Origin of the sequence: Pseudomonas guineae (genome assembly GCF_900113745.1) — a bacterium.
Lineage (GTDB): Bacteria > Pseudomonadota > Gammaproteobacteria > Pseudomonadales > Pseudomonadaceae > Aquipseudomonas > Aquipseudomonas guineae.
Genome location: NZ_FOQL01000001.1, coordinates 630280 through 650664 on the forward strand (window position 1 = coordinate 630280; position 20385 = coordinate 650664).

15 protein-coding genes and 1 tRNA gene are annotated in these 20385 nt (G+C 57.0%); 13 read left to right on the top strand and 3 right to left on the bottom strand.

The window, feature by feature from the left end; translation table 11 throughout:
- The first annotated feature begins 36 nt into the window (after window positions 1–36).
- Both BMZ32_RS03005 and BMZ32_RS03010 read left to right on the top strand, forming a co-directional pair.
- Window positions 37–121 (top strand) — tRNA-Leu (locus BMZ32_RS03005).
- A gap of 1057 nt (window positions 122–1178) precedes the next feature.
- Window positions 1179–1640, top strand: coding sequence for a hypothetical protein (locus tag BMZ32_RS03010; RefSeq protein WP_090239406.1), 462 nt, complete (start codon window positions 1179–1181; stop codon window positions 1638–1640).
- A gap of 1381 nt (window positions 1641–3021) precedes the next feature.
- Here BMZ32_RS03010 and BMZ32_RS03015 read toward each other — a convergent pair.
- Window positions 3022–4614, bottom strand: a complete 1593-nt coding sequence (locus BMZ32_RS03015; protein ID WP_167376707.1) for an autotransporter outer membrane beta-barrel domain-containing protein — start codon at window positions 4612–4614, stop codon at window positions 3022–3024.
- Window positions 4615–6227: 1613 nt separating this feature from the next.
- On the opposite strand from BMZ32_RS03015, the gene BMZ32_RS03020 reads away from it, so the two are divergent.
- Together BMZ32_RS03020 and BMZ32_RS03025 are read left to right on the top strand one after the other, a co-directional pair.
- The gene (locus tag BMZ32_RS03020; protein WP_090239411.1) at window positions 6228–6440 is read left to right on the top strand and encodes a cold-shock protein; all 213 of its coding nucleotides are present in this window, start codon (window positions 6228–6230) and stop codon (window positions 6438–6440) included.
- A gap of 107 nt (window positions 6441–6547) precedes the next feature.
- Window positions 6548–7042, top strand: a complete 495-nt coding sequence (locus tag BMZ32_RS03025) for an RDD family protein (protein WP_090239415.1) — start codon at window positions 6548–6550, stop codon at window positions 7040–7042.
- 136 nt (window positions 7043–7178) lie between these two features.
- Here the strand turns inward: BMZ32_RS03025 and lptG are convergent, their stop codons facing one another.
- Entirely contained in the window at window positions 7179–8240 is a 1062-nt protein-coding gene (gene lptG, locus BMZ32_RS03030) for an LPS export ABC transporter permease LptG (RefSeq protein ID WP_090239417.1), read from the bottom strand.
- Complete coding sequence (gene lptF / locus BMZ32_RS03035; RefSeq protein ID WP_090239420.1) at window positions 8233–9354, bottom strand: LPS export ABC transporter permease LptF; 1122 nt, start codon at window positions 9352–9354, stop codon at window positions 8233–8235. Before lptF ends, lptG begins: the two co-directional genes overlap by 8 nt.
- A 143-nt stretch (window positions 9355–9497) precedes the next feature.
- On the opposite strand from lptF, the gene BMZ32_RS03040 reads away from it, so the two are divergent.
- The 9 genes from BMZ32_RS03040 to rlmF all read left to right on the top strand — a co-directional run bounded on the left by BMZ32_RS03040 (window position 9498) and on the right by rlmF (window position 20279).
- The gene (locus BMZ32_RS03040; protein WP_090239422.1) at window positions 9498–10988 is read left to right on the top strand and encodes a leucyl aminopeptidase; all 1491 of its coding nucleotides are present in this window, start codon (window positions 9498–9500) and stop codon (window positions 10986–10988) included.
- A gap of 187 nt (window positions 10989–11175) precedes the next feature.
- On the top strand, window positions 11176–11595 hold the full coding sequence (locus tag BMZ32_RS03045) for a DNA polymerase III subunit chi (protein ID WP_090239425.1): 420 nt from the start codon (window positions 11176–11178) through the stop codon (window positions 11593–11595).
- Window positions 11596–11604: 9 nt separating this feature from the next.
- Window positions 11605–12003, top strand: coding sequence for a DNA polymerase III subunit chi (locus tag BMZ32_RS03050; RefSeq protein ID WP_090239427.1), 399 nt, complete (start codon window positions 11605–11607; stop codon window positions 12001–12003).
- A 168-nt stretch (window positions 12004–12171) separates the two neighbouring features.
- Complete coding sequence (locus BMZ32_RS03055) at window positions 12172–15018, top strand: valine--tRNA ligase (RefSeq protein WP_090239430.1); 2847 nt, start codon at window positions 12172–12174, stop codon at window positions 15016–15018.
- 130 nt (window positions 15019–15148) lie between these two features.
- Window positions 15149–16624 (top strand): Na+/H+ antiporter NhaC, encoded by a 1476-nt coding sequence (gene nhaC, locus BMZ32_RS03060; RefSeq protein WP_090239433.1) that lies wholly within the window; start codon window positions 15149–15151, stop codon window positions 16622–16624.
- Window positions 16625–16836: 212 nt separating this feature from the next.
- Complete coding sequence (gene nhaD / locus BMZ32_RS03065) at window positions 16837–18213, top strand: sodium:proton antiporter NhaD (protein WP_090239435.1); 1377 nt, start codon at window positions 16837–16839, stop codon at window positions 18211–18213.
- A 69-nt stretch (window positions 18214–18282) separates the two neighbouring features.
- Window positions 18283–18579: a winged helix-turn-helix domain-containing protein gene (locus BMZ32_RS03070; protein ID WP_090239438.1), complete on the top strand. Its 297-nt coding sequence runs from the start codon at window positions 18283–18285 to the stop codon at window positions 18577–18579.
- Between the two features lie 15 nt (window positions 18580–18594).
- Entirely contained in the window at window positions 18595–19158 is a 564-nt protein-coding gene (locus tag BMZ32_RS03075) for a VTT domain-containing protein (protein WP_090239440.1), read from the top strand.
- A 92-nt stretch (window positions 19159–19250) separates the two neighbouring features.
- A complete protein-coding gene (rlmF, locus tag BMZ32_RS03080; RefSeq protein WP_090239444.1) occupies window positions 19251–20279 on the top strand; it encodes a 23S rRNA (adenine(1618)-N(6))-methyltransferase RlmF in 1029 nt (342 codons plus the stop codon).
- The last annotated feature ends 106 nt before the right edge of the window (window positions 20280–20385 follow it).

A 20385-nucleotide genomic window follows, 5' to 3' on the forward strand; every position in this document is an offset into this window, starting at 1 on the left:
AATGCAAATACCATCTCTATACTCCGCCGCCATTGTGCCCCGGTGGCGGAACCGGTAGACGCGGCGGATTCAAAATCCGTTTTCGAAAGAAGTGGGAGTTCGAGTCTCCCCCGGGGCACCATTTAAATTTCTCAGGACGTACCGAAACGACCTGAAACCCTAGAGAACCGGCCCTTGAGCCGGTTTTTTATTGCCTGCAATTCCCCACCCATACCTTGTAAGCCCAAAGTTTTAGGGACATTCTTAGGGTTGTCGCCAGTTTGGTCACGCCCGACAACCCTACGATGGTGCCCGTATGCCTCGCCAAGCCACGCCGCTAACAGACTCCGCCATCAAGGCAGCCAAGCCAAGGGATAAGCTTTACAAGCTAAATGGAAACGCTGTTAACACTCACGGAAACACCCCTTCGCGCGCACGCGCGTACTGGTCTGTAAACTAGCGCACTCTGTAAGCTCATGTAGCTAGGCATTGCGAGCAAAGTGCTTATGTAGGCCCTATGCTGCCAGTCACGCTTATTGACGAAGTCCTTACCAAAACAGAGGCACCAGACCTGCCATGAAGCTGTCAGTTACCTTATGGATGAAAACCCTTCGCCATAACCGCATTATTTATCTGTTAAGACGACTTTTTGCACAACACGAGCCTGGAAAAACTGGGCACGGCGGCTTCTCTTACGGAATGGACGGTAAGCTAATGTATTTACCCCCTACAAAAAAGTGAATCGAGCACTACTAATCCTGAGCAAGAATGACCGCTAAATATGTTGCGCTGCCTAGAGAGTTGACTTGGTATACATCTGTTCAACAGTTAGCGGCATGGAGTCATCGCTTCAAATTTAAACAAGGAGGTTTTATGGAGTTTTTTTTATTCGTCGGGATCGTAGTTTTTTTGATACTTCTGAATGTGAAACAAAAAAACCACGTCGATCACCACTTAAAAAATCAACGAGCGCTCCCCCCAAGCAAGCAACCCCTAAGCATTCGAAGGCCAATCAAGACCTAGACTGGCTAAACGCTAGATGGGCGGCTGCCGAGGAGGCAAAGGACAGTGGCAATTTTAGTTATTTCAAACAGTGGTACTTCCACCCGGCAACTGCTGCTCAATTAGAAAAACTGAAAGATGAAGGTGCCAGCCTCCTTGGCGAACCCACTAAGGGACAAGCTACTGATGCGCTTGGCATGTTTGAAGACGCCGACTTAAAAGATATTGAGGTTCTCCGCTTCTTTAAGAAATCAAAGCCGCGCATTTCGAATACGGAAGCAAAAGAGCTTATTCGCTTAATATTTTCAGAACCCGAAAACGCTGATTTATGGTTTAACAGACCACCAGCCGGAATCGTGAAAATATTCTGTTCGATCTATGGCATGAAACTGCCGAAAGGCATGACCCACACGCAAGCCCAAATAAAGATAGATGACCTGATATCAGCCGATGAAAAAATGGAATCGGTTTGGCTTGAACTGGAAGATGTCTTGGACGATCTGAATAACGTTCAATCGAGGGAAGATTACGCACTCAAAAAACCATCCACGACTCAGATAGCATCAGCAGCCAAGTCGCTTTTGCAGGGCGGTCATGACATAGACACATCATCTATCGTTGATCGCCTGATTGAGTTATATCCAACCTTGGAGCGATAACCACCTGCCCTCCCGCTTTAGGTTCTCCCGGACTGCTGCCCCATGCGGGTAATTCGAACCCCGCCCCTTCGCTTCATACGAGATTTTTAAGGTTGGTTGTTGTTTCCTATTCCGCATGCCTGGCCTGCCAAACCCCAGCAATGGCGGGGCTTTTCGGCATATTTAAAACCGGACCCGGCCAGGCAATACAACAACCCAGCCCACCAACACAACAACCAGCCAAGAACCCAAACCGGAGCCGGGAGGGGTGGGTCGAAAGCGACAACGGCCCAGCGCTCGAACGAATGGGGGAACCTTCCACGCATTAACCGCAACAATTTTTGGCACACCGGGAGGGGGTGAGTAAAAAGTCAGGACGGCACCCGGAACCGAACGACGGGGGGAACTAATTTTACGCTTCCGCAAAATCCGTGCTTTGGGATTGTCCTACCGCGTCTGGGTTCTGGCTGCCTAACAGTTGAAGCGCGGGAGTTCATGGGGATTTATAGTTAACGCACATCCACTTGAAACCTTCCTGTATCCGCATTTAGTAACACATTCAAAACAACTGGACGATCACCCCATATCTCTGGGGTGGTGCCTTTGTATGTGCAGGCAACCACAGTTTCTGTAACGTATGGGTTGCCATTGCGCACAACCTCTAACTGAGCTACATCGTAGTTATTAGTTATGTCCACTATCAAATCTTTGCATACGTCATCACTTGCCAAAGTGGGTGAAGAAATTATTAGTAGTATTAAAAGTCTTTTCATTTCTGCACCTGATTTTATTTATGTGATGGCGCGGGAAAACACAGTTTTTGATTGATATATATTAATTTTTAGCTATATAAATTGCTATTACTTGACCGCCCATTTGCACTCAGCTTGACCAGCTTACGGTGAGATGGCGACCGGCAGAAAAGTGCCAAAAGCAGTCATATCAATTGTGCAATATACGGAAGAAATGATACTGACCATCCCTGCCATCAGTCTTATGCTGAAACTACTTCTTGCTCGATTGGCTGGTTCTTCACACAAGCTATAGCCGGTTGTTCTATTACGCGCTTAGCACCGTTCTCTAATCGCAGGCTGACAACGTCCTACTCGAGAGAAGAGCCGAAGCCCTTCTGAGCCCACTTCAGTAACGAAGTGGGTCATCAATACCACCATAGGTATCATTGGGACTGCGACTACCAATGTCGGGGCCTGACCAGCGGCACAGTTCGTCGCCCTTGAATGACAGCGGTCGCCGTGATGTTCGAATACACTCACGCCGTCAGCTCAGTAGTCGGTTGTCTTAAAGAACTAATCTGGCAGGCATCTAATCGGAATCCCTCGACCATAAGCCGCCCAAAAGAGCGGTTTATGGTCGAGAGTTTGAAGACCTTTCCAGAAGAAGGTTAGAACAACCAGTTTGCTTGTAACTGGGCAGCGTATGCTTCTAACCCACTAGCGGTAAGCCGGTCTAACTGCAGTGATACTGAACTGCCGTCACCTTGGCGTAGATCCAACGCCACACCCATCGTGTAGTTATCACGCTGTAGATCTTGACCAGGCGTAGTAAAGCTACCTCCACCACCGAGGAAGGCCGCCGTGGTGTCGATACTAGAGCTCTGCAACTGGTGACGCCAAACCGTATGCGCTGACGGTGTAAGGCTATACCCACGATCCATTGGTATGACCATCTCTAGGCGTGCACCTAACAAGCTATTACTGGTATCGCCGCTTTGTTTGTCGACATCAAGCGAGAGAGCACCAGCATCTTTCTCGGTGTAGCTGTCGATATCTAGATAGGAAAGCTCTAGGCCTGCCAACGGTGTCAGAGTGAGTTGATCAGTAAGGGCTATCGGATAGCCCGCCTCTACCTTGCCGCTCCACTGATTACCGCTGAAATCACCTTTGGCAACAGAGCCAAGGCCGGTATAGCGCTGAGTTTCGAACTCTTGACGAGCATAGGCGAGCATAGCGTCTAGATACCATGGGCCAAAATCGCGGCTGGCGTAACCCGTGAATTGATAGGTATTCAGGTCGGAGCTATCGCCGTTACGCAGATCATTTAGGCCAACGTTTGTTTTGGCATAGGTTAAAGCCCCACCCACAATCCAATCGTTTTTCAAGCGAGTATCCGCGCCCAGGCTGAACCCAGATGTATTGGCGTCATAGCCGGAATAGCCGTCTCGAATATCCTGGTTACTGCTGGAGCCAAAAGCTTTCATCCAGAGACCGTACCGCGCTGAACCAGCTAGTTGCTCAGGATCAACATAGGCATTATTGGTGTCTGCCAGCAAAACCTCTGAGCGATAGTCCAAGTCGGCCAAGTTCGGCGCATAACCGCGCTCTTCACGCGCGCCACTTAAACGAAGACTAATGCTATCGAGAATGCCACTGACAGCCTTGCTGGCTGTGCCGCTGATGGCGGTGCTGGTGATCGGAGCCATTCTGGCCATAGCGACTGACCGCTCTCCTGGCGACAAGGCATTGAGTGCAGAGAGCGTATCGGATAACCCTGTTGGAATAGCGCCACTAAAAGAATCCAGATGGCTTGCCAGACCAGACGCATAACTACCGGGAATATTGCCCAAGAGCGTGGCGTTGTAGCCGCCGCCACCCAATAGCGCTGAATTTATGTTGATTGGGTTGGATGGGCCACCGCGGATAACGCTATCCAACGGCACCCAGTCGAGAGTCGGAGTACCAGCGGGGTCGAATGATTCAGGGTCGCCTAGAGGGATATACGTAAATGTGTAGGTGCCCGCTTGCAAGCCACTAAAAGTAGCACCTTGCCAAGCAGTACTGCCGCCATCTTTCGTACCGTCTAGCTGCGTCCCATCCGTGCCGAAGTAATTCTGGCCTAGGACAAGCCCATCAGGAAGAAGAGTAGATAGTAAGGTGAAGCGCTGGATAGACGAATAGCTCGCGCCGCCTTGACCAACTAACTTAACTTCACCTTCGGTGAACGTTGAGCCGTGGTAGGTGCCGAACCAGAAAGTCATGGAGCCAGCACCCGCAGAGGTGTATCCGATAGAGGCTGTGTGGGCCACACTTATACTGGAGGCCGCCATACAAATAGCCACCCCTAAGGCCCCAACTGCATGACGCGAAGTGATGCAATACATAATTTTCCCCATCGGTTCTAGCTCCTGATGTGGGCTTATTTTTATGAGAATTCAATGACTTATTGAAAATAAACAGGGTCATCTATCGAAATTTTGGATTCAAACGCCACCACAACGCTGGAACTTGGACACAATTGTACTGTCTGGCGTCATGGCCAGCCATAAAATCATTTGGATCTTCAACGACTTCACACACGCCAAAACTCAGACAAGCTCTGTAAGGCGGGTGCTTGATCAGCTCTGCACACAGCGCAGGCAACCAATTAAATCCCAATCTCGGCTACAAGGATGTGCAGCTCGCCATCCCGAACCGCGAAATCACCACAAATTACCTAACATTTAGATCTTATCGTCGCCCTGGTCGCGGGTGTTTTCACGGCCAAAGTTCTGGCTTTTAACGCGGCAAGACGGCCAGCTCTGCTGCCGGAAAACCCTGAGCCCCCACTCTATATTTATCTGCAGGATGGGGGCAGCTTGAAGTCTGGGGCGTCGTGACCGACAACCCGCACTCATTGCGCAGGCGGTAACGCGTAAATGTCATTTGCCCTGGTCGACTGCAAAAACTTCTATGTCAGCCGTTAACGCCTATTCCGGCCCGAGTTACGCGTTCGGCCAGTGGTCGTACTGAGTAACATTGAATCGCCCCTACTTTTTTATAGACACGATTGACCGGCTGCTATTGGCCGATTCCCACCGATGATGACAGGCTATTCTCGACAAAAGCTGACTGATTCTAAATTAGATAAAGCCCGGCCTAATCGCTGGGATTTTGCTTGTCTGGCGACTGGCACCCATTGCCAATGGCCAGCCTGATCAATATTGACCATAGCTATCGCCGAACTTCACAAAACCTCACATTCGTGGAAGGGGGGGGGAGGCAAAAACTAGATGCCCAATGTATGCCCGAACGACGGGGGGAACCTTTTTCTTACGTCCCCAAAATTCGTGTTTTGGGCGCGGGCTTGTTTGGCTTTTGCAGGTGCCGGTGGGGCATAATTTGCCGTAATTCATGAGGCACTTTAAGTTTTAGGGCTGTTCTTAGGGATGTCACTCGAATGACCAAACCAGCAAAGCCAGCAATGGCAAAGCCTGTAGCGATCAGTTCGACCCCCCCCGCACCATAAACTCGAAGAAAGACCTTGTTGATCAAGGCCTTTTTTATTGCCTGTAATAAAGCGGTGATGCATAGGGACAGTGATGCGGAAGCGCCTTATAAACGCCCTCGACATGCACATAAGCTTGCCGCGAAAGACCCTGCCGAAGTGACCTCAGAGCAGTATTCACGTGCCCTTACGGGCTTGGCATGTGCCTAGGCGCTGGCGTAGAGTTTACGCACGGTGCTTGGATGGGTCGCTGGAAATCGTGGCCTGTTGCAGTCGATCATCTTGATCCGCTCCAGCCGGCTCTACCCACATTGCGCCTCGCAGCCACTATCAGCCCCTCATGCCGAGTAGCGGCTGTTATCAACTTAAGGCTCAAGGAAATACACCATGCCGAATCGGCAGAACGGTACCGTTAAATGGTTTAACGACGAGAAAGGTTTTGGTTTTATCACACCAGAAAGCGGCCCTGACCTCTGCGTGCACTTTCGCTCGATCCAGAGCACTGGCTTCAAGAGTTTGCAAGAGGATCAGAAAGTCAGCTTTACCGCGGTGCAAGGCCAGAAAAGCATACAGGCTGACGAAGTTCAAGTTCAGGAGTAACCCTGCCGCCTTGATCAACCCCTGACGACCGCATCAGGATTTTTTATGCCCTTTGATGCCACATTGTTAGCGAACACTCCGCCAGCCGACTGAATAAAGAGCCCATCATGCCAAAACACCTGCTGCGCCCTCAGGGTGACTACCCCTGCGCCGGACTGCCCCGTCGCCTCGCCGCGATATTTTATGACGCCATGCTGTGCCTCGCGCTGCTGATCGTGGTGGCCTTTATCTACAAGCTGGTCCTGATGGGTTTTTATGGCGAGGCGCAGCTCAAGCAGATGTCCGATGCCGGCGCATTGGATGGCGACCCCCTGCTCTCGACTCTGCTGCTGCTCAGTTTATTCGGCTTCTTCGCCAAGTTTTGGACCCACAGCGGCCAGACGCTGGGTATGCAGGTCTGGGGGCTGCGCATGCAGAACCGCGACGGCTCAGCTATCACGCTGTGGCAAGCACTGTTGCGCTTCCTCGTTGCCATCGGCTCCTGGCTACTGCTCGGCCTAGGCTTTTTGTGGGTGCTTTGGGACAAGGAAAAGCGCAGCTGGCATGACATGTACTCAGACAGCCAAGTCGTCCAGCTGCCGAAGAATATTCACAAGAAGTAAACCGCAGTCATAAAAAATGGTTAGGAGCCATTTTTAACGTCGCGCAGCGATAGCCCGAAGTTTAGCTGCCATGGATGGCAGGCATAAAAAAGCCGACATGCCCACAGTGGGTACGCCGGCTTTTTTTTGCGCCTGATTAACCAGCGCGGCGCAGTAGAAACATCCCCGCGAGTGCGCAGATACCTGCCGGGATCAACACCGCCAACAACGGCGAGAAACCGAACACCAGGCTCGACGGCCCGAGCAGGTCCTGGCTGATCTTGAACACGAAACCCACCAGCACGCCGGTAAACACGCGCTGGCCGAGTGTCACCGAGCGCAACGGGCCGAAGATAAAGGAAATCGCCATCAGCACCAGCGCCGCCGTCACCAATGGCTGCAGCACCTTGGTCCAGAACGACAGCCAGTACTGGCTATTATTCAGCCCCTGCTCAGCCAGGTAGTGGATATAACTCCACAGCCCGGTCATCGACAGCGCGTCAGGCGCCAGCACCACAGTGCCGAGTAACTGCGGAGTCAACTCGACATCCCAGCGCTCGCGCGCCTGCTGGATAACTTCACTGCTGCGCTCACGGAAATTCGTGGTCGCCACGTCTTCCAGCTGCCAGTGATCACCTTGGTACTGCGCGCGCCGGGCAAAGCTTGCGGACTGCATGCGCTTCTGCTCATCGAAGCGATAGCGGGTCACACCGAGCAGCACACCATCAGGCTGCACGGCATTGATATGCACATACTCTTGCCCCTGGCGATGCCACATGCCGTGCTTGGAACTCTGCGCCTCACCGCCGCCCTGAGCCATCGCGCGACTGGCTTGTGCCTGATTCTCACTGTAGGGCGCGAGGTATTCACCAATCAAAATGCCAACCAACATCAGCACCAGCATGGGCTTCATCACCGCCCAGACAATCCGCCCAATCGACACCCCGGCGGCGCGCATGATGGTGAGCTCACTATTACTGGCCAGCGAACCCAGACCGATCAGACAGCCGATCAGCGCCGCCATCGGCAGCATTTCATAAATACGCCGCGGCGCCGTCAGCAGCACATAGCCCAGCGCATCCAACAGGGTATAGCTGTCCTCGACATCGCCCAGCTCATCAATAAAGGCGAACAACAGGGCCAGGCCAACAATGATGCCCAACACCGCAATGATGGCGATAAACACCTGGGTACCAATATAACGATCCAACTTAACCACGGGCCACCTCCTGCGCCACACGACGAGCCGCCCAGCGCAAGCGCAGCGGCTCCCAATACAGCAACAGCAGACCGATCAGTGCGAACAACCCGTGCACCCACCACAAGCCCAGAGCTGTTGGGATTTTCGCCTTATCCAGCGCACCACGTGCGCCAATCAGTAGCGCCAGGTAAGCCATGTAAAGCAGGATCGCGGGTAACAGCTTGAGGAATCGCCCTTGCCGTGGGTTGACCCGCGACAACGGCACCGCCAGCAAGGTAACGACAAACACCAGCACGGGAATCGACAAGCGCCACTGCAACTCGGACTGCATACGTGGGTTGTCGCTACCAATCAGCTCGCGCGTCGGGATCGCTTCGCGCTCCGTAACCTCAGTGGCCACTTCTGGCTTGGGCAGCAGCACGCCGTAAGTGTCGTATTTAATAGCGCGGTAATCTGCCTGCCCCGGATTACCGTCATAACGGTAACCATTTTCCAGAATCAGGTAACGGCTGCCGTCAGGCTGAATCTCTTGGCGGCCAGACTCTGCGACCAATACAGAGATACCGCGCTCCTTGTCACCTTTGCTCGACAGCTGCGTCTCGGAGATAAACACCCCAGCCAACGCGCCACGATCCTCGGACAACTCTTCGGTGTAGGTCACTCGTGAACCATTGCGCATCGACTGAAAACGCCCTGGCTCCAGGGTATCCAATTCAGTCAGGGCACTCTGCTGATTAAGAATCCGCGCCACATGCTCAACACCTTGCGGGGCCAGGCCCAGGCTGAGCCAGCCGGCCAGCAACGCCACCAGGGCTGCCGGCGCCAGGCTGTAGGCAAACAAGCGCTGCGGGCTCATGCCAGTGGCCGAGAGCACGGTCATTTCACTGTCCAGGTACATACGGCCATAGGCCAGCAGGATGCCGAGAAACAGCCCCAGCGGCAGGATTAGCTGCAGGAAGCCGGGAATCCGGTAGGCCATGATCATCAGCAGCACGCCAGGGTCGAGCGCACCTTGCGCCGCCTGGGCCAAATAACGAATAAAGCGACCACTCATAATAATGACCAGCAGCACGGCACTTACCGCGCTCAAAGTCAGCAGCACTTCACGGGACAGATAACGGAAGACGATCAAACCAGACACTCCAGGGTTGTCAGGCTCAGCTGGCTCAGCTCACACTAGCCAAACTGCTTGCCGGCTCGCTCAACGGGCGAACCTCGAAATTTCAGCCGGCATTATCCTGTAATAGCGACTCGTTGTCTTGGGGACACCACGTAATGGAATTTATTGTTAAAAGCACACGCCCAGAAACTCTAAAAACCGCCACTCTGGTTATCCCTATCGGCGAAGGCCGCACACTTGGCGAAATCGCCACGGCCATCGACACTGCCAGCACTGGAGCCATCAGCAACCTGCTCAAGCGTGGCGACCTGACTGGCAAGCTCGGCCAGACCCTGCTGGCACACAACCTGCCAGGCCTCAAAGCCGAGCGCGTCCTGCTGGTCGGCATCGGTAAGGACAACGAACTGTCGGACCGTCAACTACGTAAAATCGTGACCAGCGTTTACAGCAGCCTGAAAACTCTTGGCGGCAGCGACGCGGCCCTGGCCCTCGACGAATTGCAGGTGAAAAACCGCGACACCTACGGCAAAACTCGCCTGATGGTGGAAAGCCTGGCCGATGCCGGCTACTGCTTTGATCGCTTCAAGAGTCAAAAAGCCGAAGCCGGCGCCCTGAAGAAAATCACCCTGCTCAGCGACAAAGCTGGCCTGGCTGACGCCCAACGCGCCAGCAGCCATGCCCAGGCGATCGCCACCGGCATGGCCTTCACCAAAGACCTCGGCAACCTGCCGCCGAATCTTTGCCACCCTAGTTACCTGGCAGAAGAAGCCAAGTCACTGGGCAAGACCTATAAAAACCTCAAGGTTGAAGTCCTTGATGAGAAGAAGCTCAAAGAACTCGGTATGGGCGCATTCCTTGCCGTCGCTCAGGGCAGCGATCAGCCACCACGGATGATCGTGCTCAACTATCAAGGTGGTAAAAAGACCGAGAAGCCCTTCGCTTTAGTCGGCAAAGGCATCACCTTCGACACCGGTGGCATCAGCATCAAGCCTGCCGGCGGCATGGATGAAATGAAGTACGACATGTGCGGCGCCGCTAGCGTGTTCGGCACCCTTAAAGCCGTGCTGGAGCTGCAACTGCCGATCAACTTGGTGTGCCTGCTGGCCTGCGCCGAAAATATGCCGAGCGGCGGCGCAACTCGTCCCGGCGACATTGTCACCAGCATGAGTGGGCAGACTGTGGAAATCCTCAACACCGACGCCGAAGGCCGCCTGGTGCTGTGTGACGCCCTGACCTACGTCGAGCGCTTCAAGCCGCAAGCGGTGATCGATATTGCCACCCTAACCGGCGCCTGCATCGTCGCCTTGGGCAGCAATGTGTCGGGATTGATGGGTAACAACGACGAATTAGTGCAACAGATTCTCGGTGCGGGTTTGACCGCCGATGACCGCGCCTGGCAGCTACCGTTGTACGACGAATACCAAGAGCAACTGGACAGCCCGTTCGCCGACATCGCCAATATAGGCGGGCCAAAAGCCGGCACCATCACCGCCGGCTGCTTCCTCTCGCGCTTCGCTAAAAAGTACCACTGGGCGCATTTGGATATCGCCGGCACTGCGTGGATCAGCGGCGGTAAGGACAAAGGCGCGACCGGTCGTCCGGTGCCGATGCTGACGCAGTATCTGCTGGACCGCAGCAACGCCTGAGAATCCCCACAGTAACTGCTGCACAGCGGCGCTACCTTTAGCGCCGCATCTCGCGCCAGCTTTGTAACCGCCCAAAGCCAATCCAAAGCCCTAGGCGCACTGTAGGTGCGGTCTTCTCCGCGATTGGCTGGTAAGCTGCCCGCCTTTCAGCAAGCCGCTCCTGCAACCAACGCCCAAGCGTGCCGCCATGCCCCGAATAGAATTCTACGTACTCTCCACTGCTGTGCCAGGCGATCGCCTGCGTGCGGCGTGTCAGCTGGCGATGAAGGCCTGGCGTGCCAGCCTACCGGTGTTCCTGCGCGGCAATGATGACGCGCAATGTGCTGAGCTCGACGAATTACTGTGGCGCTTCAAAGCGGAAAGCTTTGTCCCGCACAACCTGTATCAGGACGAAGCCGACGCTCCGGTGGCGATCGGCCTGGACCAAGAGCCCGCCAGCACGCAAGGCATACTGATTAACCTCGGCAGCACCCTTTCACCTCAGGTTGAACGTTTCAGCCGGGTGATAGAAATCGTCAACCAAGAACCTGACCTACTGACCGCCTGCAGGGAGAATTTCCGCAGTTACCGGCAGCGCGGCTATGATCCCAAACGAGTCGAACTCTAGTTGCACACCATGGACAACCCGAACACACCGAACAAACCTGCCCACCTGCTGAACGACCTAGAGTCGATCCGCCAACTGCTGGGCGATGAAAACCTCGAGCCACCCTTGCTGATGGACTCGATTGACCCGGACAGCATCCCCTTGCTCTCCGAAATCGTAACGTCACCACCCGGTATCGAGGCTCCTGCGCCCAAGCCAGCCGAACCGCCGGTGGCACGAACCCTGCGCGAGACAGTTAACTTGAGCATCAGTCGCGACAGCGAGCTGAACCGACTCGACAGTGAACTGCGCGCCGCAGCCCAATTGATATTGCAGGATGTAATCGACGACTTCGTGCCGCAGATCGAGGCTGAACTCACACGTCGCCTCGATGCCCGCCTGACCCGTCTATTGCCGCCACGTAAGTAGCACTGTGTAGCCCGAATTGCATACAGGCTACACAGGTTTGCCATCTCTCTAGATGAGCCCTCACACGCCCATCAGTCAGCCCTGGCGCGCTTGCCCTTACGTCGCACCGGCCATCCCCGCTATACTTGCCGGCTTTTCCGTCTAGCCGTCATAAGGGTCCCGCCGCGCATGGACAAGACCTACCAGCCGCACGCCATTGAAACCGCCCTGTACCAGAACTGGGAGGCGAATAACTATTTCGCCCCGCAAGGTAAAGGCGCGCCGTACACCATCATGATCCCGCCGCCGAACGTCACCGGCAGCCTGCACATGGGCCACGGCTTCAACAACTCGATCATGGACTGCCTGATACGTTTCCGCCGCATGCAGGGCCGCAATACGCTGTGGCAACCGGGCACCGACCACGCCGGCATCGCCACCCAGATGGTGGTTGAACGTCAGCTGGCCGCTGACGGCATTGGCCGCCACGACCTGGGTCGCGAGAAGTTCCTGGAAAAAGTCTGGGAATGGAAAGAACAGTCCGGCGGCACCATCACCCGGCAGATTCGTCGCCTGGGCAGCTCGGTAGACTGGTCGCGCGAACGCTTCACCATGGACGAAGGCCTGTCCGAGTCGGTTAAAGAAGCCTTCGTACGCCTGCATAAAGACGGCTTGATCTACCGCGGCAAGCGCCTGGTCAACTGGGACACCAAGTTCCACACCGCCATCTCCGACCTCGAAGTGGAAAACCACGACGAGAAAGGCAGCCTGTGGAATCTGCGTTACCCGTTGGCCGACGGCAACAAAACTGCTGACGGCAAGGACTACCTGATTGTCGCCACCACCCGCCCGGAAACCATGCTCGGCGACAGCGCCGTTGCGGTAAACCCGAGTGACGAGCGCTACCAGGCGCTGATCGGCACCTTTATTGAGCTGCCGCTGCTCGGTCGACGCATCCCGATCATCGCGGACGATTATTGCGACCCCGAATTCGGCACCGGCTGCGTTAAAATCACTCCAGCCCACGACTTCAACGACTATGAAGTCGGCAAGCGCCACAACCTGCCGCTGATCAACATCTTCGACAAAAACGCCGCTGTACTGGCGACCGCCCAAGTGTTCAATGTCGACGGTAGCGTCAACAGCGCGTTCGACGGCAGCCTGCCGCCGCAATTCGCCGGCCTCGACCGTTTTGAAGCGCGCAAGCAGATCGTGGCCGCTTTCGAAGCCGCCGGCCTGCTCGAAAGCATCGAGCCACATGCCCTGAAGGTGCCGAAAGGCGACCGCTCCGGCACCATCATCGAACCGTGGCTGACCGACCAGTGGTACGTCAGCACCAAGCCGCTGGCCGAAAAAGCCATCGCCGTGGTCGAAAGCGGTGAAATCCAGTTTGTGCCCAAGCAGTACGAAAACATGTACTTCAGCTGGATGCGTGACATCCAGGATTGGTGCATCAGCCGTCAGCTGTGGTGGGGCCACCGTATTCCGGCCTGGTACGACGATGCTGGCAACGTCTATGTCGGCCGTGACGAAGCGGAAGTACGCGCCACGCATAATCTGGGCGACGCTAGCCTGCGCCAAGACGAAGACGTCCTCGATACCTGGTTCAGCTCCGGCCTGTGGACCTTCTCCACCCTCGGCTGGCCCGAGCAGACCGATGCCCTGAAAACCTTCCACCCGACCGACGTGCTGGTCACCGGTTTCGACATCATCTTCTTCTGGGTCGCGCGGATGATCATGCTGTCCACCCACCTGACCGGGCAGATCCCGTTCAAGACTGTGTACGTACACGGCTTGGTGCGCGACGGCCAAGGCCAGAAGATGTCCAAGTCCAAGGGCAACGTGCTCGACCCGCTGGATATCGTCGATGGCATCACCCTCGATGCTCTGCTGGAAAAGCGCACCACAGGTTTGATGCAGCCTAAGCTGGCCGAGAAAATCGCCAAGCAGACTAAAGCCGAGTTCCCTGACGGCATCGCCGCCTATGGCACCGACGCTCTGCGCTTCACTAACCTGGCGCTGGCCTCCACCGGCCGTGACATCAAATTCGACATGGGCCGGGTCGAGGGTTACCGCAACTTCTGCAACAAGATCTGGAACGCCGCCAACTTCGTACTGGAAAACACCGACGGCCAGGACACTGGCGTTAACGGTGAGGAAGTCGAGCTGTCCTCGGTAGACCGCTGGATCATCTCCGCCCTGCAGCGCACTGAAGCCGAAGTGACCCGTCAGCTCGATGCCTTCCGCTTCGACTTGGCTGCGCACGCCCTGTACGAGTTCATCTGGGACGAGTACTGCGCCTGGTACCTGGAGCTGGTCAAACCCGTGCTGTGGGACGAGAACGCGTCCATCGAGCGCCAACGTGGCACCCGCCGCACACTGATCCGCGTACTGGAAGTGGCGCTACGCCTGGCGCATCCGTTTATGCCGTTTATCACCGAAGAAATCTGGCAGCGCATCAAAGCGCAAGCCGGCGTCTCCCAAGGTGAAAAGCAGGGCGAAACCATCATGCTGCAGGCCTGGCCAGTGGCGAATGACAGCCGCATCGACGCCGCCGCCGAAGACGACATCGAGTGGGTCAAGCAGCTGATGCTCGGCCTGCGGCAGATCCGTGGCGAGATGAAAATCTCCATGGCCAAGCGCATCGACATCATCCTGCAGAACGCCAGCGCGGAAGATCTGCGCCGCCTGGCCGATAACGCGCCGCTGCTGAACAAGCTGGCCAAGCTGGAGTCGGTACGCGTATTGGAAGCAGGCGAAGAAGCGCCGATGTCTGCCACCGCCCTGGTTGGCGACATGCAGGTGCTGGTACCGATGGCCGGGCTGATCGACAAGGACGCCGAACTGGCGCGCTTGGATAAAGAGATCGCCCGCCTGGACGGCGAGGTCAAGCGCGTTGGCGGCAAACTGGCCAACGAAGGCTTCGTCGCCAAGGCCCCAGCCGAAGTGCTCGATAAAGAGCGCGCCAAGCTGGCAGAGGCCGAGCAAGCACTGGGCAAAATGGTCGAGCAGCGCGGCAAAATCGCCGCGCTCTAAGCCTCTACCACATCAAGCCCGCGCCCTTACCGGCGCGGGTTTTGTTTTTTCATAGAAAGGATTTACCCGCGACGCCTGGCCCGTCGAGGCGGTCGCCTTTGCCTGTTTCCATTGATTGATCGGTACACCCATGACTGATGCACGCTCCCCTTCCCTGCTCGACGCCCTACTGCCCATCGGCGTACTGGTGGTCTTGCTGGCCCTTTCCGTTTACCTGTACGGCGACAGTTCCTCCAGTGGGCCCAACCAGATTGCACTGATGAGCGCCGCCTTTGTCGCCGGCCTGATCGGCCTGAAAAATGGCCTGCAATGGGTGCAAATCGAGGAAGGCATCCTCGCTGGCATCCATATTGCCATGAAGGCCAACCTGATTCTGCTGGCGGTTGGCGCGCTGATCGGCACCTGGATTCTCGCCGGCACCGTGCCGACCATGATCTGGTTCGGCCTCAAGCTGATTTCAGCCGAATACTTCTACGTCACCAGCTGCCTGATCTGCGCCCTCACGGCGCTGTCCATCGGCAGCTCCTGGACCGTAGCCGGCACCCTGGGTATTGGCCTGATGGGCGTAGCGGCAGGCCTGGGCCTGGACCCGGCCATCACCGCCGGCGCGATCATTTCCGGCGCCTACTTTGGCGACAAACTCTCACCCTTGTCGGACACCACCAACCTGGCCCCGGCCGCCGCCGGAGCCGACCTATTCGCGCACATTCGCTACATGCTGCAAACCACCGTGCCGGTGCTGCTGATCACCCTGGTGATCTTCTTTATCCTCGGCCAGCAAGCCAGCGGCAGCCATGACACCGCGCGTATCGCCGAGGTGCTGCAGGCCCTTGAGAGCCAGTTCAGCCTCGGCTGGCACCTGCTGCTGCCGGTTGCGTTTTTGCTGTTTCTGGCGGTGCGCCAATGGGCGGCCTTCCCAGCGGTATTTCTCGCCGCACTGGTGGGGGCGGTGTTTGCCCTGATCTTTCAGGCGGATGTCATGCAACGCCTGGCCGACCCCGCTGCCGGCGCGCTGGCACCCCTGAAAACCGTGTGGACCGCGCTGTTTGCCGGTTATGAGTCCAACAGCGGCAACGTGGCGCTGGATGGCCTGCTGTCCAAGGGTGGCATGGGCAGCATGCTCACCACCGTCTGGCTGATAATCTGCGCCATGTGCTTTGGCGGCGTACTGGAGAAACTCGGCCTGCTGCAACGGCTGCTGCAAAGCACCCTGCACCTGGCGAAAAGCACCAGCAGTCTGATCGCCAGCACCATCGCCACCACCATTGGCAGCAACATCATCACCGCCGACCAATACATCGCCATCGTGCTGCCCGGGCGCATGTACCGTGAGGAGTACGCCAAGCGCGGCCTCGCCCCGGTGACCTTGTCGCGCGCACTGGAAGACGGCGGCACCCTGACCTCGGTGCTGGTGCCGTGGAACACCTGCGGGGCTTACATGGCTGCCACCCTCGGTGTCGCGACCCTGAGCTACCTGCCGTACTGCTTCTTTAATTTACTGATGCCGCTGCTGGCGATGTTCCTCGCGTTTATCTTCCCGCCGCAACCCGTTGCGCCCCCCGTTGCTCCCCCCGAAGCGATGCGCGACGCACTGCCGCAGGCTTAATCGAAAAGCCCGCCCCAGTTGCGCAACACCGCGCGACTGGGGCGCTGCAGCACTAACCGATCAGTCAGAAATCACCTACGCAGGGCACAGGCGGGCTGGCTGCGCAATAAATAGCCTGCCATTTCCTGAGCAATTCAGGCATCTTCGTCGACGCTTCAAAACTCCTGGCACCTCTAATTCAATAAGAAAGCCCTGCAAATGGAAGTCTGACCATGTATGCGTTGATGGCATTGATCTTTGTCCTCGGTTACCTGTGCATCGCCCTCGAACACCCACTGAAAATCGACAAGGCCGCCTCGGCAATCCTCACCGCGGTGATCTGCTGGACCGTATTGGTGCTCGGTGCCGACACCATTCTGCCGCTGATTGGCTCAGGCACAGCCGGCGCCAGCAGCAATGGCCAGCACGTCACCGAAGAACTGCGCCACCATTTGGGCGAGATTTCCGAGATTCTGTTCTTCCTGATGGGCGCGATGACCATCGTCGAGCTGATCGACGCCCATGAAGGGTTCAAGGTCATCACCGACCGTATCCGCACCAACAAGCGCGTCACCCTGCTGTGGACCGTCGCGCTGATCACCTTCTTCCTTTCCGCCGCGCTGGATAACCTGACCACCACCATCGTCATGGTCTCGCTGCTGCGCAAGCTGGTCTCCGACCAGAAAGAGCGCTGGTTCTACGCCGGCATCGTGGTTATCGCGGCTAACGCCGGCGGCGCCTGGTCACCGATTGGCGACGTAACCACCACCATGTTGTGGATCGGCAATCAGGTCACCACCAGCGGCATCGTGGCCAACCTGTTTATCCCCAGCCTGGTCTGCATGCTGGTGCCGTTGTTGATTCTCAGCGTGACCATGAAAGGTGAGATCCAGCGCGCCGAGGTCAAGCCGTTGGCCGAAGAACGCCGTGACCCGACCACCCCCTTCGAACGTAACTTGGTGTTTGTCTTGGGGATTGGCGCGCTAGTCTTCGTACCCGTATTCAAGACCGTGACCCATCTACCGCCTTACATGGGCATTCTGCTTGGCCTGGGCGTGCTCTGGGTGGTGACTGAAATCATCCACCGCGGCAAAAACGATGAAGACAAACACCCACTCTCGGTGGTCGGCGTCCTGCGCCGCATCGACACCACCAGCGTGTTGTTCTTCCTCGGTATCCTGCTGGCTGTATCCAGCCTGGCCACTGCGGGCCATCTGACCCAGGTCGCCACCTTGCTGCGCGAAGGCCTGGGGGATGTCTACGCCATCAACATCGCCATCGGCCTGCTGTCATCTGTAGTCGATAACGTGCCGCTGGTGGCCGGTGCCATGAAGATGTACCCCCTGGTAAGCCCAGAAGCGCTGGCACTGGCCGGCAGCGAAGCCGCCTGGCTGAGCAACTTCCAGGTCGACGGCACCTTCTGGGAAATGCTCGCCTATTGCGCCGGCACCGGTGGCAGCTGCCTGATCATCGGTTCGGCAGCCGGCGTGGCCGCCATGGGCATGGAAAAGATCAACTTCATCTGGTATCTGAAGAAAATCAGCCTGCTGGCCTTTGTCGGTTATATCGCCGGTGCAGCCACCTACATTGGCATTGCCACCCTGGGCTGATCATCTTCACTCTGATAAGGCGCGCTTAACTGGCCGCGCGCCTGGATTAAACGCAGGAGCACAGCACTGATGGATGTCAGCAAAACCAAAACCAGCTTCTACCGCCGCCTCTATGTGGCCTGGCTGATCGACAGCGGCACGGCCTGCAGCGTGCCAGCGCTGATGGAAGCCACCGGCATGCCACGCCGCACCGCCCAGGACACCCTCGCAGCGCTAGCCGAACTGGACATTGACTGCGTCTTCGAGCAGGACGCCGGTGAGCGCAACAACGCTGGCCACTATGTAATTCGCAACTGGGGCGCGATCAACCCACAATGGATTGCCGCGAACCTGGGGCAGATCAAAGCCACCCTCGGCTACCCCTGACCCCGCGAGCCCCGAATGCGCAGCTCGCACCGTCTGTTACTGGTCATTGTGTTTCTCCTGGGCTTGTTCGTCTTGTTCGAAGCCCTGGGTATCCGCGCGCAATTCAATCTGCAGGCCCTGCAGGCGCTGATTCTTATGCACCCGGTCGCAGGCCTGCTGCTGTTTACCCTGCTATTCGCCCTCGGCAACCTGATCCAGATTCCTGGCTGGGTGTTTCTCGCTGCAGCGGTGCTTGCCCTGGGCCGGTTCTATGGCGGCATCGTCACCTACGTAGCCGCTTGCGTGTCCTGCATCGCCACCTACGTGACCATCAGTTATCTGGGCGGTAACGCCCTGCGCGAGTTGAACAGCCCCTTGGCGCAGCGCCTGCTGAACGGGCTTGATCGCCGCCCACTGACCAGCATCATCATCTTGCGCATGCTGTTTCAGACTGTGCCGGCGCTGAACTACACACTGGCGCTGTCCGGCGTGCGCTTTCGCAGCTACCTGCTCGGCACATTGCTGGGCCTGCCGCTGCCGATTGCCCTGTACTGCGTGTTCTTCGATTACTTGGCGATATTGCTGAATATTGCCCACTAGCCGCCCGGCACATAGCGTTTACAGACTGTCGGCAAGCAACCTGCGCCTAGCTGTGGGAAAATCCCGCGCCCCAAGCCTGCGATCCGCCTGCCATGTCCCTGCCGCCAAAACGCCCCAGCCGTAAACCCGCCGCGCCGCGCCCTGCGCCCAGCAAGCCTGCTGCGGCCAAGCCCGATACAGCCAAGGGGCTGCTGCACCCACGCAATCGCCATCAGGGGCGATATGACTTTCCCGCACTGATCAAGGTCAGCCCCGAGCTGGCGGCCTTTGTGATCATCAACCCGTATGGCAATGAGAGCATCGACTTTGCCAACCCGGCGGCGGTCAAGGTCTTCAACCGGGCGCTGCTCAAGCAGTTTTATGGCATCAATCAGTGGGATATTCCGGCGGATTACCTGTGCCCACCAATCCCTGGCCGCGCGGACTATCTGCATTACCTGGCCGACCTGCTGGCCGCCAGTAATGCTGGCGAGATCCCGCGCGGCGCCCAGGTACGTGCGCTGGATGTCGGCGTGGGCGCCAACTGCATCTACCCGCTGTTGGGTAACCGCGAGTACGCCTGGCAGTTTCTCGGCTCAGACATCGCCGCCGAGGCCATCGCCTCAGCCAAAGCCATCGTGCAGGCCAACCCCGGTTTACGTGATGCCATCGAACTGCGCCAGCAACGCGACAGCACGCATATTTTTCAGGGCCTGCTGAACAGCGATGAGCGCTTCGACCTGACGCTGTGCAACCCGCCCTTCCATGCCAGCGCCGAAGAAGCCAGTAGCGGCAGCAAACGTAAGTGGCGCAACCTCGGCAAGCTCGATCCCAAGCGCAAACTGCCGGTGCTTAACTTCGGCGGCCAGGCGGCGGAGTTGTGGTGCAAGGGTGGCGAGGCGGCGTTTGTCAGCCGTTTGATCAAGGAAAGTGCCGAAGTCGGCCAGCAGGTGCTGTGGTTTAGCAGCCTGATCTCCAAGGCCGGCAACTTACCAGGGGTTTATAGCGCCCTGAAACAGGCCGGCGCCCTGCAGATACAGACCGTGGAAATGGCCCAAGGCCAGAAGCAGAGCCGCTTTGTTGCCTGGACGTTCCAGACGCCTGAGCAGCAACAGGCTTGGCGCAAAGAACGCTGGTCGTAGGGCAAGGGACATGGATGTCCCTCGTGATAGCCATACTGCCCACCGCCGCATGATGGGTTTCGCCGCAACGCTATAGCGACATCGCGCCGGATATATGTTGCGGCTA